Origin of the sequence: Sporolactobacillus sp. CQH2019, from assembly GCF_028765345.1 — a bacterium.
In the GTDB taxonomy this organism is placed as follows: Bacteria; Bacillota; Bacilli; order Bacillales; family Sporolactobacillaceae; genus Sporolactobacillus.
In genome coordinates this window covers 199,608-211,666 of the sequence record NZ_JARAJZ010000007.1, presented here as the reverse complement: position 1 = coordinate 211,666, position 12,059 = coordinate 199,608, and the positions used below count along the sequence as shown (strand labels likewise).

At 40.1% G+C, this 12,059-nt stretch carries 18 protein-coding genes; 3 read left to right on the top strand and 15 right to left on the bottom strand.

The genetic code is table 11. From position 1 onward, the window contains the following. Positions 1-6: 6 nt before the first annotated feature. The 5 genes from OYT88_RS11885 to OYT88_RS11865 all read right to left on the bottom strand — a co-directional run bounded on the left by OYT88_RS11885 (position 7) and on the right by OYT88_RS11865 (position 3,756). Positions 7-1,101 carry a phage portal protein gene (locus tag OYT88_RS11885; RefSeq protein ID WP_274400362.1) on the bottom strand — a complete coding sequence of 365 codons (1,095 nt, stop codon included), beginning with the start codon at positions 1,099-1,101 and terminating at the stop codon, positions 7-9. Between the two features lie 75 nt (positions 1,102-1,176). Next, complete coding sequence (locus OYT88_RS11880) at positions 1,177-1,308, bottom strand: hypothetical protein (protein ID WP_274400279.1); 132 nt, start codon at positions 1,306-1,308, stop codon at positions 1,177-1,179. Positions 1,309-1,317: 9 nt separating this feature from the next. After that, the gene (locus OYT88_RS11875; RefSeq protein ID WP_274400277.1) at positions 1,318-2,991 is read right to left on the bottom strand and encodes a terminase large subunit; all 1,674 of its coding nucleotides are present in this window, start codon (positions 2,989-2,991) and stop codon (positions 1,318-1,320) included. Continuing rightward, entirely contained in the window at positions 2,988-3,353 is a 366-nt protein-coding gene (locus OYT88_RS11870; protein WP_274400276.1) for a hypothetical protein, read from the bottom strand. The genes OYT88_RS11875 and OYT88_RS11870 overlap by 4 nt, the downstream gene beginning before the upstream one ends. A gap of 112 nt (positions 3,354-3,465) precedes the next feature. Beyond that, entirely contained in the window at positions 3,466-3,756 is a 291-nt protein-coding gene (locus OYT88_RS11865) for an HNH endonuclease (RefSeq protein ID WP_274400275.1), read from the bottom strand. A 76-nt stretch (positions 3,757-3,832) separates the two neighbouring features. Between OYT88_RS11865 and OYT88_RS11860 the strand changes: the two genes are divergently transcribed. Together OYT88_RS11860 and OYT88_RS11855 are read left to right on the top strand one after the other, a co-directional pair. Continuing rightward, positions 3,833-4,027 carry a type II toxin-antitoxin system HicA family toxin gene (locus OYT88_RS11860; RefSeq protein ID WP_274400274.1) on the top strand — a complete coding sequence of 65 codons (195 nt, stop codon included), beginning with the start codon at positions 3,833-3,835 and terminating at the stop codon, positions 4,025-4,027. Between the two features lie 59 nt (positions 4,028-4,086). Further along, positions 4,087-4,509 carry a type II toxin-antitoxin system HicB family antitoxin gene (locus tag OYT88_RS11855; protein ID WP_274400272.1) on the top strand — a complete coding sequence of 141 codons (423 nt, stop codon included), beginning with the start codon at positions 4,087-4,089 and terminating at the stop codon, positions 4,507-4,509. 150 nt (positions 4,510-4,659) lie between these two features. Here OYT88_RS11855 and OYT88_RS11850 read toward each other — a convergent pair whose 3' ends face one another. Beyond that, entirely contained in the window at positions 4,660-5,421 is a 762-nt protein-coding gene (locus OYT88_RS11850; RefSeq protein WP_274400270.1) for a hypothetical protein, read from the bottom strand. A 153-nt stretch (positions 5,422-5,574) separates the two neighbouring features. Here OYT88_RS11850 and OYT88_RS11845 point away from each other — a divergent pair, with 153 nt between their 5' ends. Continuing rightward, positions 5,575-6,234 carry a hypothetical protein gene (locus OYT88_RS11845; RefSeq protein ID WP_274400268.1) on the top strand — a complete coding sequence of 220 codons (660 nt, stop codon included), beginning with the start codon at positions 5,575-5,577 and terminating at the stop codon, positions 6,232-6,234. A gap of 40 nt (positions 6,235-6,274) precedes the next feature. On the opposite strand, the gene OYT88_RS11840 is transcribed toward OYT88_RS11845, so the two are convergent. The 9 genes from OYT88_RS11840 to OYT88_RS11800 all read right to left on the bottom strand — a co-directional run bounded on the left by OYT88_RS11840 (position 6,275) and on the right by OYT88_RS11800 (position 12,026). Beyond that, positions 6,275-6,445, bottom strand: a complete 171-nt coding sequence (locus OYT88_RS11840; protein ID WP_274400266.1) for a hypothetical protein — start codon at positions 6,443-6,445, stop codon at positions 6,275-6,277. 647 nt (positions 6,446-7,092) lie between these two features. Next, the gene (locus OYT88_RS11835; RefSeq protein WP_274400264.1) at positions 7,093-8,151 is read right to left on the bottom strand and encodes a hypothetical protein; all 1,059 of its coding nucleotides are present in this window, start codon (positions 8,149-8,151) and stop codon (positions 7,093-7,095) included. 67 nt (positions 8,152-8,218) lie between these two features. Continuing rightward, the gene (locus OYT88_RS11830; protein ID WP_274400263.1) at positions 8,219-8,686 is read right to left on the bottom strand and encodes a hypothetical protein; all 468 of its coding nucleotides are present in this window, start codon (positions 8,684-8,686) and stop codon (positions 8,219-8,221) included. 15 nt (positions 8,687-8,701) lie between these two features. Further along, positions 8,702-8,842, bottom strand: a complete 141-nt coding sequence (locus OYT88_RS11825) for a hypothetical protein (RefSeq protein ID WP_274400261.1) — start codon at positions 8,840-8,842, stop codon at positions 8,702-8,704. 92 nt (positions 8,843-8,934) lie between these two features. Further along, a complete protein-coding gene (locus OYT88_RS11820) occupies positions 8,935-9,141 on the bottom strand; it encodes a hypothetical protein (protein WP_274400259.1) in 207 nt (68 codons plus the stop codon). Positions 9,142-9,193: 52 nt separating this feature from the next. After that, the gene (locus tag OYT88_RS11815; protein ID WP_274400258.1) at positions 9,194-9,463 is read right to left on the bottom strand and encodes a hypothetical protein; all 270 of its coding nucleotides are present in this window, start codon (positions 9,461-9,463) and stop codon (positions 9,194-9,196) included. Between the two features lie 2 nt (positions 9,464-9,465). After that, a complete protein-coding gene (locus tag OYT88_RS11810; RefSeq protein ID WP_274400256.1) occupies positions 9,466-10,758 on the bottom strand; it encodes a replicative DNA helicase in 1,293 nt (430 codons plus the stop codon). Next, positions 10,751-11,071 (bottom strand): hypothetical protein, encoded by a 321-nt coding sequence (locus OYT88_RS11805; protein ID WP_274400254.1) that lies wholly within the window; start codon positions 11,069-11,071, stop codon positions 10,751-10,753. Before OYT88_RS11805 ends, OYT88_RS11810 begins: the two co-directional genes overlap by 8 nt. Next, positions 11,058-12,026 (bottom strand): phage replication protein O, encoded by a 969-nt coding sequence (locus OYT88_RS11800; RefSeq protein WP_274400253.1) that lies wholly within the window; start codon positions 12,024-12,026, stop codon positions 11,058-11,060. The genes OYT88_RS11805 and OYT88_RS11800 overlap by 14 nt, the downstream gene beginning before the upstream one ends. Between the last annotated feature and the right edge of the window lie 33 nt (positions 12,027-12,059).

Here is a 12,059-nt window from a genome sequence, read left to right as displayed (position 1 = left end):
CACCTCCTACTGTGTCTTTGTCGGTTGCGTGTCGAGACGGCGGATCATCACATCGCCGCCGTCCGTCGGTGCCATGTTCAGAATGGCCCGAACCTCATTCGGAGACATAATGCCACGATCGACAAACTGAACAAGCCCGAGCTTTGTCTGCATACTCGCAAACGTTAAGTTCGAGCTTTCAAAAACAATCCTGTTTCCGAAACCGCGTTCTCGCCGGTTGAACAGCTTCCGGGTATACTCACCACTCAATTGCATGGCGTCCGGTTCAATGGTCGCTTCATAATAGCTGATCCATTCGTCTTCGTTGTAGGTACTTTGAACGATTTTATCGTTCGTATTGAAGAACGAATAGATTCTTTGCTTAGCCAGATCCATTTGTTTTTCATTAGGAACATAGTCTTTCGGATCGACCTGTTTCGCGTCCGCCTTGGCATCTGTGGCAGCCACTCCGACCGTATCGCCCGTTGTACTCAGGTAATCATCAACAAATCGTTTGACCTCTTTCTTCTGGTCCTCCGGCCTCAGTGTCGTCGTGAATTTCAGCAACCAGCGGATAACCGCTGAGTTTTTGATCGCGTAAACAATGCCCTGATCGGTTGTATTCACAACCTCCATGACCGAAGTTAGTGCCTTCGACGGATTCTCACCGAACAGATCATCCATGTTGAAATCTTTTCTGAGATGAATGATATCCGTGTAGTGAAAGGTAACTGTCCGGCCATTTAGTAAACTGAACTGCAGGTAAAGCTCTCCGGAATCGTCGAGCAGACCCTGAACGCCCATTGCTGTTATCGGATAAATTTCCATCGGTGTCCCATTCGGATCCCGATTGATATAGGCGAAGGCATTATTGTTCAGTTCAAGCTGCACAGCTAATTTCTCTTGAAGCATTTGCCCGGTCATATAGGGATTCGGTTCTTCAAGCAGCATCCGCATATAGACATCCGGATTGACCGAGGATCCTGTCGCTGAGTCTCGAATATGTTTTCCGATCAGCTTTCCCATTGCCCGAGCTTTTGGACGTATGGCCGCACGCACGATGTCGGATTCGTACAATTTACCGGACCAGGAATAAAAGCCATTACCCTGATCAGTGATCATCTTAAACTGCTGTGTCACTTTGACAGTTCGATTAAACGGCCACAAGCCATCACCTCCCTTCTATACTGTTCAAAGTCATTTATGGAATGACAGGTAGATTTCAGAGACACGTTTCAGCATTTCTACACGATCATGAATATTAATACCTTTTATCTTCTCAAGCACTTCTCGAAGTTGATCCTCTACTTCGCTTTGAATTGTTTTCATTTTTTCACCTCAGATCATGTTGCTATACTCATCAAATTTGTCTTTCAAAACGATATAACCATCGGCCAATGAGGCGACACCATCAATTCGCTTCCGATTGTCCAATCCCTTAACCAGCTGAATATTTCCGTTAATGTCCGCCTTGATTTCAGCGTTGCTCAGGCACCACATATCAATCGGATTCCCATTGTGGACGATCTTTCCGGCATGCAGGTCCGCCTTCAATTCTTTCAACGGCTGCGACATCGTCGCCGGACCCTGGCGGATCGGGATCATGCTGTTCGGACCAAACTCGCCCTGAAACATACGCAGCGTCGAATCGTCCACATGCCAGGGATCATAACCGATATACATGAGATACAGGTCGTCTTCATCTCTGAGTTCCTTGAACCAATTCAGAAAAACAATCTTGTCCACCTTGTTCCCCGGATAGGCCCTAAGCAGCCCCTGACGTTCCCAGAGCAGATAAGGAACATTATCTCGTTCTCGCCGGTTGCCGTCCTGCGTCATCTGGTTCAGTACTTCCTCAGGCAGCCAGTACATCGATCTCAGATAAATCTTGTCATCGTTCGGTCGCATGCACAGTGCATGTGCGCTGTTCAGGTCGGTCGTATCGGCAGCATCGAAACAGCCTATGCCGTAACGAAAGCCCATTTTGTCAAACTCAAACCGTTCCTTGTTCTCAATCTCGTCCCAGGTCAACCAGGCACTTGCCGAGTTTTCCTTGACATTGAAATCTTTAACCATGACGGTCGGACGGAAGCCAGGATCCTTCTTTGCCTTTTCAACACAGCCCTTCAAGAACTCGAGGGACTTGATCGTGCCAATACCCGGGTTCGCTTTAATCCACATTTTCGGGTTGTCCCACTCATCGCGATCATCCAACTCGTAGATCAGTGGCAGGAAGCGATCGTCTTTGATCTTTCCGTCCAGAACGCCGATTGCATAGTCATACTGAGCATCAAAAATACTGCCGCGGACAAATCCGTTTGTCGTGATACAGGTCAAGAGCGGTTGACTCCGTGATGACATCGACTGTTTCATCAAGTCGTAAATATCACGATTCTTTATTGCAGCCAATTCATCGATAATAACACCGCTGGAATTTAAACTATCCAGTGTATTTGTATTACTGGCCAGTGCCTTGATCGATCCAAGATTAAAATCTGAATAAAGATCTGATTGTCTTTTACGCAAGTGTTTGCGAATATCTGGACTATGCTTCATCATATTCCAAGCTTCCACAAATCCTTTTTTTGCTTGCCCTTCTTTAGTCGCAATAAAATAAATTTCTGGTGCTCCTTCACCATCAGCTAAATCAAGAAAAAGAGCATCTGCAGCCAATTCAGTCGTTTTTCCGTTCTTCCGTCCTCGAATATCAAGGACTTCCTGATACTGCCGCTCGCCGGTCTGCGAATTGATGAAACCAAAAACCGCCTGATGCTTCGCCTTTTGGAAGAGCTGAAGTTCAAGTGGGGCCCCAATCTTACCTTGTGACTGCTTGCAGAAGCGTTCGATAAACTCAATCGGCCGGTTGCCGGCGTCTTCATCAAAAATCCACGGTTTATATTTTTCCGGATGTTCCAGTTTGTCGAGAAGCATCCGGTAGACTTGCTTGATCCGATGACAGGCGACGATCCTGCTACTCAAAACGGCGCGAGCGTACTCTTCGAGATAAGTCATTTCTTAACGAACTCCATCAGCGCGTCGCTCTTATCTCCGTTCTTCCCATTCCCTTGATCGGGTAAGGAATCACAGAGCTGCTTGATGACTGAAGAATAATTTTTGATCATCGTGTTATAGACATCCACCTCGGGGCTCTTTTTCGTTCCCCATTGATTCTCGCCGTTTTTATATTCGCTGATCACGCCGTTTTCGTTAATCGCCTGCTGCAGATCTTCCAAAGTGACTGCCATAAAAGCCGCATTATTCATCAGTGATTGGACCGATGTCAACCGATCTTTAGGCAGGTTCTTAAAAATTCGTTTCAGACGATTGAACTCTTTTTTTATCCTGGCATCTTTCGACAACTCCTTTGAAATCATGTTAAAAACTCCTTTCTCGGACTACACCCTCGCATATAAATTCATATCCAGCTAAATTGTGGTCCGTTCACCGGTCTCCATGTAGGGCAGACGTTATTCTTGACAGGGGGGCCTATCGGTGGATCAGGTTCCCGCTGCTGTCGAATGCAAATCCTTTTCTTGTCGCTGAATATTTTTCAAAATGTTCTTTGTTATGACAATCCTTGCATAAGAGTTCAAAGTTTTTATCATTCAATGCGATACTCGGGTTGTTGATGTTCTTAGGTGTGAGATAGATCTTATGATGAACAATGACGCCTGGTTGGCCGCATCGTTCACACAATCCGTAACGCTTAATGATGTATGCCTGCCTGGCTTTCTGCCATGCCGCCGATCGATAGAACTTCTTTGCCCATGGCTTCATAAATGACGGCCTTCTTAATAATTATTGACACGTATATAAATACGTGTTATTATAATATTGTTAGGAGGAAATGATATTGAAATCCTATTCATCAAGGGAAGTTCTAAAGAAACTTAAAAAGGACGGTTGGTACATAGTTCATACAGTTGGTGATCATGTTCAACTAAAACATCCAGCTAAAAAAGGACGGGTCACATTGACACATCCTAGAAAAGACATACCATCCGGCACTTTAAAAAGTATTGAACAACAATCTGGGGTTCAGTTTTGAACCTCACTTCCCTTATGAATAAATATAAATAATTAAATATAATAAAAGGACGTGATATTTTGAAACACAAAGATAGATACATCTATCCAGCCGTTTTTGAAGTAAATAAAAATGGGATATCTGTAGAATTTCCAGATCTTCCCGGATGTCTTCCATACGGAAAAGATACAAATGAAGCCTTCAAAAATGCCAAAGAAGCGTTATCTTTACATCTTTATGGTATGGAAGAAGATGGCGAAACGATTCCTGAACCAACAGATTTCAGAAAGATAAAACCATCTACTAACAACAGTTTTTCAACAATGATCGAAGCTTGGATGCCTCCATTTAGATACAGAATGGAAAATCAGTCAGTCAAAAAAACGCTTACCATTCCTAAATGGTTGGATGACGTTGCAAAAGAAAATAAAGTGAATTATTCAGGAATCTTACAAGATGCTTTAAAGGATCACCTAGGTATTAAAGAGAACCTTCAGAAATAAATCTGGAGGTTCTTTTTTTTTAATATTATGTACGCTGCCTGTTTTTTTGTTACCTTATATCTACTTATTTAAACTTCATTCGCCTAAATAGAACATCTTTAAAACAAAATAAAAACACCCAATAAGGTGTCAATACAAATTCACTTATATTTAGTTTTCTAAATTAATTCCAAACCTAATATCTGAATTCAAAAATTGCTTAATAGACACTATAATGTTGGAGTCTTTTAATTTGTCTAAATGCAGTGTTTCAGGTTCTTCACTAATGATATTTGGAAAAACAAATCTGTATTCGTGCTGATAAGCAAATAATATATCTTTTTCAAAATAAAAAGATGGCATCTCTTCATTGAATGCTTTAAATCTTGATAAATGATTTTTGGACATATCCTTATAATCAACAATATTGTGTACTAACATTATTTTATTTACATCGCAATACCTCCTTATTTTTGACACAAAGTCATTCACATCAAGCAACATGACAGAATCGCCAAATGTTTCTTCTGCTTTTATTTTCAACTCGTCAGGAATAATCAACTTAGTAGAGCATCGTCCATCCTTGATATCAAGCACTTCTAACATGTCTGCTGTAATCGCAGTAGTACAATAAACATGCTTTTGATAATCCTCTTTAGATTCCATTAGAGCATTACCCGTACCAGAAGCAACAGTCATTCCTGTCGCATTGTCACGTATTTCAATATGAACTGAAGACATTTTGAGTGTAAGATCATATGCATCACCTTGACCCTTTCTTTTTTCCTTAAGTTCTTGGTCCTTAAAATGTTGAAAATTGTTCAAATAAAGATTTCCTTCCAAAAGAGATTCTAGATACTCCCTTTTAGAAAATTTTAATAATCCAATAATTTTATCTGGATTCCTTACAATTTCACTTAGTAATTTAGTCATGAATATCCCTCTTTTTTCCAGAATACGTAAATATTCTACAAAACAGGACATTATTCCTGCAAAAGCAGTAAACCAGTACCAAATTTTGGAGGAATAAATACATACATGTCGAATTCTTTTACTGGAGGAGGATAAATCAAATGGAGGCAGAACATGGTTAACTGCAAAACTCATGAAACCGTCATGACCGTTATCCCAACCTCAAGATACTCTCCCAGTCACGATCATGACTTAATTCACGTTGATTCAACTTTTACAACAGATGTACCAATCCCGGACGCTGAGAATATTTTCTTTGTGCCTGGGACACAGCCGATTCCACCTGACATTTTAAAAATGATTAAAAATGGTGGATTTAGCTTTGAACCAATTCCAAAATCAGAAGTCATTCGGCAAGTTACTGACTATGCGCAGGAAATATCACAAAATCAACCTGTTGCAGCTATTTCAGACGCAGTTATGGGTATCGCCACCCAGGAATATATGCAACAGGTTTCAATGAAAGCAGATCCTGTCGGAAGTACATTCTATCATTTGTCGTATGATTTTATTCTGCTTCCGGAAAACGATGGGACTTTTGAGTTGAAGACCACACTGCCATATAAGGGATTCCAGATGCCCCCAGGAGGACAAGTGAGATTAATTGTCGTCCTTCCTGTTGGTGCAACTTGTGACACAAATGCAACAAAAGGAACTTTGTTAAACGGACAGCAGATACAAGAAGGTACTCCAGCAAATGTTGCAAACGGCGTACAAGTAGTTAGCTTTTTCTATCAAAATGATCCAGATTTCTTAGTTAAGTATAAATACTAACTAAAAGGTCCTCCTCCAACCCCAGACCACTTATCTGGGGTTAAATATTAACAATATTAAGTTCGTGTGCTTTTTCAATTCGTGCTTTTATGGCCCCAAATCCCTCAGATTTGTACTTTTGATAAGCATTCTCCGCGTCTGCTTGATTATCAAATCTCAGAAGCTTCAAGGCACGATAATTATCAGTTAATATCACGATATGATCACCCAACGCCATACCTCCTTATGAATTTGTTCACAAAAATAGAACGCCAGTTAAGCGCTCTTAAAATACCTCTTCACTATATTGAGATTTCGTACCACATGCATTATTTTTTGAAAACTACTAGTATGAATTTGAATATTAAAATTATATTTCTTACAAATACCATAAAACTATGAAATATAATAAAGATCCAAATAAAATAAAGTAAATAACTTCCAAATATTTTCAACGTATCATTTAAATTAATAAGTGCCTTAATTGACGTAAGAAATTTTAAGTTGGCATTATAAAAAATTCCTAAAGTAAGTAGAGCCGTTTGAACAAAGACACAATAAACGAAAGAAGCTAAAAGTTGTTTTAAAGCATCCTCTTTTTCATTATTTTCAACTTTCGAGAAGGCATTATGAAGTGATTCCTTATTAAATGATGCTATTAATGATAACGCTGTTATATTAAACCCTATTTGAATCGATATTATTGAAAATGTATCCGAGTTGATTGATTCTATGTTATTCAATAGACCAGCACTACCAGTATGAGCTAATATTGCAATAAGAACACTAATAAAAGACAGAATTGCGGGAAAAAGCAATTCTAAAATAATGCGTTTTGAATTGAATCCTTCCTCATATGAATTCCAAATTAGCAGAGTATTATGAGATCTCTTGTTGATCTGGTCTATCCTGGTTCCTAACTGATATTTCTTTCTGAATGGCCATATCGACATTATTATTTTCACCCACCATTTTGATATTCGGTGTCATGCCTTTACCATTGATCGGATTGTCATGCAATATAATGTCAGCCATCTGATTATATATACTACTCATTAAAGCCTCCCCATTATCGTTATATTCGACGTCAGTATAAAAATCTCTCGTAATTGTATCTGGAGATATTCTCTTAATTTTTCCGTTTAATAGTTTTCCCTCTATTGCATAAGAATCATATTTTTGTAAATCCATTATTTTTTCAAAGTATCTTTCAAATATCTTAACCATTGCCTTTCCTGATTTATTTTTAATTTTAATTTCCAAATCGTATTTGTTGATCTCATTATCCTCTAACTCTTTATCTAATATTTCACTAACATCTACCTTCTTTTTCTCCGTTGTACTGTCAAGTGTTAAAATTGCTGACTTTATTTCAGTAAACTCTTTTAATTTTTCCATAAAATTAACTGGCGGCAGTGTTAATAATCTAAAGCATGATCTCTTATGTATCTTTAAAGGAGTCTTCTTATTAATTCTATTAAATTCATCAATGTAAGGATAGACAATGTTCTTATGATAAGATAAAAAAGTGTGAAGAAGTTTTCTGTTAAAAACCTTATTAAAATCATCTTGAACAAGCAATAATCCAGTTCTTTTGTCGAGCATAAAGTATACATTATTTTCAACACCCTGAGTTTTTTCAAGAATACCGACTTCTTCTTGAGTATTAATATCAATTTCAGGGCGTCTAACTCCATGCCTAGCAGTAATAAAATAACCTTCTGCAATATTGGCATCTTCAGATTGTTGATAGTTCCCTAGATTAAACGAGACAGTGTCATTTTTATATTTCCTTATTTTTTTATCTAGCTGAAGAATCGAATCAAACAGAGTATCAATTAATTCATGATCATAAACTTTTTCAAATTGAATTTCTCCTCCAAACTTAGGTGTACAAAATTCGTAACCCTTTATTGTTGTATTCTTTATATTTGGCATTCCTACTCCCCCTCGTTTCATAAATTAAATAAGCCTTCATCTCTTCTTCCATTTTACTCCATTTTTATCAAAATAATCTCACCTGTTCCTTCTCCGCATCCACTTTCTTCTCTGCTCTCTCCACCAAGTTCTGTACACTCGTTTTCGCAATATGTAAAAGTTCGCCAATCTTCGCCATACTCATACTTTCACCGACATAGAGCCGGTAAACATCCTCTTCTCGCTTCGTAAGACATGCACCAAGGAAGTTACTAACCCGCTCATCATTCTCCAGATTGTGCTGCCAATGCTGCTGATACAAAATACTTCCGATTTCATCCAGGACAGCAGGATCATAATAATAGACGCGGCTTTGGTCTGCATCCATATGATTTCGTCCCGGATCCCGCCCGTTCTCCATCCACTTCACCGCATATTCCATGTCCCGGATCATTCCGCCAATGATCTTCTTCTCTTCCAGATCCGCGGCTTCATAAGCCGGTTTCAGTTTTCGGATTGACAGTTTGTATTCGTATATCAACCGCCTCATGCTCATCCCGCCGCATCTCCTTCATTTTTGCTTCCAAGCGCCGCCCTTGGCTCGGTGATAGGTTGGCATATTGACATTCATCAATCGTTCAATATCCTCTTTAGTCAATGGCTTACCCTGTCGTTTCTTCTTGACTGGCTTGCCGCCTTTGTAATGGATCACATGGCTCACGCTCCTTATGTAAATAAAAGAGGCACCCACCCAGCGCATTTCTACGCTTGAGTAAGTGCCTCCGCTCTCTTCGGTTAGGCTATTTAGTTGTCAGCGAAAATAGTATATTCAGGATGATCGACTGAAAATCCGTGACTTTTTATCTTAACAGTTCCATATTCCGGCAAAGGATACATGGTCGCTTTGCCTTGACTAACGATATAAAATTTCCCGCCTTCTGACGTGTCGATTTCTATTTTACCCTCTACCACAGGTACTTCGATCTTGTTGATCTGTAAGGGGTTTTCCATGTTTTCCCTACTTTCATTCTACGAAAATTTGATAAGTCTGTAAATATATTGATTACCGATCCTGAAAAACTAGTTTTTGCATCGCGATTATTATTTTTGTCGAAATTTCCAATTGATTTGCTAGTGCTTCAGATTGATTGCTACCTAATTCGATCATTGATTTCAACCGCTTTATTTCATCGTTCGCCCATTCTTCACGTTTCTTTTTATCTAAGTCATTGAACTTATTTCTCATTGATTCATACATTGATTGATACATTTTTGCGTTTCTTTCCCATTCATCAACGTTCGGGCTAATTTCGATTTGCTTATTATCGATCATTTCTAAATCGCACTCCTTTCTAGGTTGGCGAACATTCCGTATTCTTTAATAAAGACCATTTCGACCGTTCCCACAGGACCATTACGCTGCTTTGCTACGATGATTTCTGCTATATTTTTGTTCTTGCTATCTTTGTTGTAATAATCATCACGATACAGAAACATGATTAGGTCAGCGTCCTGTTCAATGTTGCCTGATTCTCGTAGATCGCTCATCATAGGACGTTTATCATTACGCCGCTCCACTTCCCGCGAGAGTTGGCATAATAGAACAATTGATATGTTGTACCTTCTGGCAATCTGCTTCAGCCCTTTAGTAATGGCTCCTATCTCAAGATCCTTACGTTGGTAATGGCCGGATACATCCATGAATGACAGGTAATCGATAATAACCAGGTGCTTTTCTTTCGGATATTGTTTCATAGATTTCCGGACTACGGACCGTATGCTGGAAACCGTTTGCGACGATTCCCCATGAATTTTCATTTTCCAGTGAAGATACTCATCTATGGCATTAGCGACTTTACTGATATCCTGCTGACTCATGAGTCTCTTTGGGTTCTTCCATTTCCCGCCGCTGATTCTTCCAACATTGGAAACGATTCTTTGCAAAACCATACGGCGCGGCATCTCCATGCTAAACAGGTCAACGATGGTTCCTCGACTCGCCGCAGAAATCCCAGTGTTAATCGCAAAGGCCGATTTGCCCATTGCTGGTCGGCCAGCTACGATGACAAGTTCGCCGTCTTGAAGACCGCTGGTCATCTTGTCCAACTCATGTGAGCCCGTCGTGATTCCGGATAATTCACCGTGATCTTTGAATATGTCCTCGTAAATATCTAAGAGCATCTCACGGTCCGATTTATCGTCAACGTTATCAGTGGCTGAGTCGATCATACTGTCCAGTTCTTTGGCTACTTCAAGGACCTTATCTTCGTCCGGATCCTCGACAAACGAAAGCATCTTATCTCGAATATGACGCATCAAGTAGCAGCGACGGACAATGCTCACGTTAATTTCAAAATCTGCTGTTGTCGCGATTGATCCCGCTAATTGTGCGAGATAGCCGGTACCTCCCACTTGCTGTAAACGGTCGCCTAATTCTTCAACGATCAGTGCTGGGATGACTTTCTGGTTCTGTTTCGCTATCTTTTCAAATGTATCGAATAACGTTCTGTGCGCCTCTGTACTGAATTCTTTTGCCGTGAGAGTACATTCATCCATGAGGTCGGGTTCATAAAGAATAGAACCAATGACAGACCGCTCAGCCTCCATGTTTTGCAGGTTATTAAGCATCGCCGTCCACCTCTAATCTCTTGAACAGTTCACGAGCACGATCCCAATCGGGAGGATCTTCCCGAGCTTCTTCTTCCCAACGTTGCATTTTTTCCCGTTCAAGATCGAATCCATCTTTCGGTTGACCATTGATTACAATGTCCGCAGGAATCGGAGCAGCATGCTTGTTTTTGGGATCACTGATATAGTCATAGAATCGTTGCATTGTTTGATCATAATCAGCTTTTTTTGTTGTCTGCCGCCAGATATTAACATAGGGTTCGTCCAGTTTTATATAGGCGTAAACTCTCACGATATTTTCAACCAAGTTCATTATTTGGCCCTCGTTCACGTTCTCGCCACCTTTTCAAAAACTCATCGTTTTGTTGCTGATTGGAATTAAAAGATTTCTTTTGCTTGTCTGCTTTAATTTGAGCGACCATCTTGTCAAAGTTTCTCCGCAGGCCACTTGGAGAAAGAACATTGGTGCTCCAGAACGGATCTTGCTGTGACCACTCGATAAGATATTCAATCTGTCTTACTGTTCGTTTCTCTCGTTCCATCATGATCCTTATTTCATTGGCCCAGCTTTCAAGGTTAGGCTGTTTTAAGTCTGGCAAGCGTTCATGTATTAAATCTAATAATTTATTGGCTAATGTCATCTGCTGGTCGTCAAACTTGTTTGCACGACGAGAGGTCTTTTTATTATTCTTCTTTACATTCTTTACATTCTTTACATTCTTGTTAGGTGTTAGCTGCCTGTTAGCTGCCTGTTGGCCGCCTGTTAGATCGTCTGTTAGTTCATTGTTTTCTTGTCCAGAAAAAGCCTTGCCATCAGCGTTTTCCTCTCCTTCTTTTCCTGTTAGGTTGCCTGTTGAAAAATCGGGTTTACTTTCATTTTCCTCGTTTTCTGCCTGTTGGCTGCCTGTTAGGTTGCCTGTTAGCTCATATTCTTTGGCTTGATATTTTCCCCAATTGACAATGGTTATAAGCCTACTTTTGTTTGTTGATTCGTCTGTTAGGAACTCATAAACTTTGAATCGATTTAAAGCAGTCCTGACGTTCTGAGCAGAAATTCCCCTACCAGATTTTTTTGCTATACTTGGCAAACTGGTAATCATCTGCCCTGGCTTAACGACATACTTTCTCCCCTTCCATTCCCACTCTTTTTCTTCATGATTAGCCATGCAAAGCAGTGTAATCAGAATGGTTTTCTGCTCAGGTGTCGATTCGGCCCAAATCGGTTTGTCAATCAGCTCTCGATAGATTTTTATCCAACCTTTTTGCATATACATCACCCGGATTGCTTCGGATCTTGTGAA

What these genes read in the sequence shown, in the direction of transcription:
- OYT88_RS11885 (WP_274400362.1), bottom strand. Translation starts at nt 1,101, where the DNA reads ATGATCACTGATCAGGGTAATGGCTTTTATTCCTGGTCCGGTAAATTG.
- OYT88_RS11880 (WP_274400279.1), bottom strand. Translation starts at nt 1,308, where the DNA reads ATGAAAACAATTCAAAGCGAAGTAGAGGATCAACTTCGAGAAGTGCTT.
- OYT88_RS11875 (WP_274400277.1), bottom strand. Translation starts at nt 2,991, where the DNA reads ATGACTTATCTCGAAGAGTACGCTCGCGCCGTTTTGAGTAGCAGGATC.
- OYT88_RS11870 (WP_274400276.1), bottom strand. Translation starts at nt 3,353, where the DNA reads ATGATTTCAAAGGAGTTGTCGAAAGATGCCAGGATAAAAAAAGAGTTC.
- OYT88_RS11865 (WP_274400275.1), bottom strand. Translation starts at nt 3,756, where the DNA reads ATGAAGCCATGGGCAAAGAAGTTCTATCGATCGGCGGCATGGCAGAAA.
- OYT88_RS11850 (WP_274400270.1), bottom strand. Translation starts at nt 5,421, where the DNA reads ATGACTAAATTACTAAGTGAAATTGTAAGGAATCCAGATAAAATTATT.
- OYT88_RS11845 (WP_274400268.1), top strand. Translation starts at nt 5,575, where the DNA reads ATGGTTAACTGCAAAACTCATGAAACCGTCATGACCGTTATCCCAACC.
- OYT88_RS11835 (WP_274400264.1), bottom strand. Translation starts at nt 8,151, where the DNA reads ATGCCAAATATAAAGAATACAACAATAAAGGGTTACGAATTTTGTACA.
- OYT88_RS11830 (WP_274400263.1), bottom strand. Translation starts at nt 8,686, where the DNA reads ATGAGCATGAGGCGGTTGATATACGAATACAAACTGTCAATCCGAAAA.
- OYT88_RS11820 (WP_274400259.1), bottom strand. Translation starts at nt 9,141, where the DNA reads ATGGAAAACCCCTTACAGATCAACAAGATCGAAGTACCTGTGGTAGAG.
- OYT88_RS11815 (WP_274400258.1), bottom strand. Translation starts at nt 9,463, where the DNA reads ATGATCGATAATAAGCAAATCGAAATTAGCCCGAACGTTGATGAATGG.
- OYT88_RS11810 (WP_274400256.1), bottom strand. Translation starts at nt 10,758, where the DNA reads ATGCTTAATAACCTGCAAAACATGGAGGCTGAGCGGTCTGTCATTGGT.
- OYT88_RS11805 (WP_274400254.1), bottom strand. Translation starts at nt 11,071, where the DNA reads ATGAACTTGGTTGAAAATATCGTGAGAGTTTACGCCTATATAAAACTG.
- OYT88_RS11800 (WP_274400253.1), bottom strand. Translation starts at nt 12,026, where the DNA reads ATGCAAAAAGGTTGGATAAAAATCTATCGAGAGCTGATTGACAAACCG.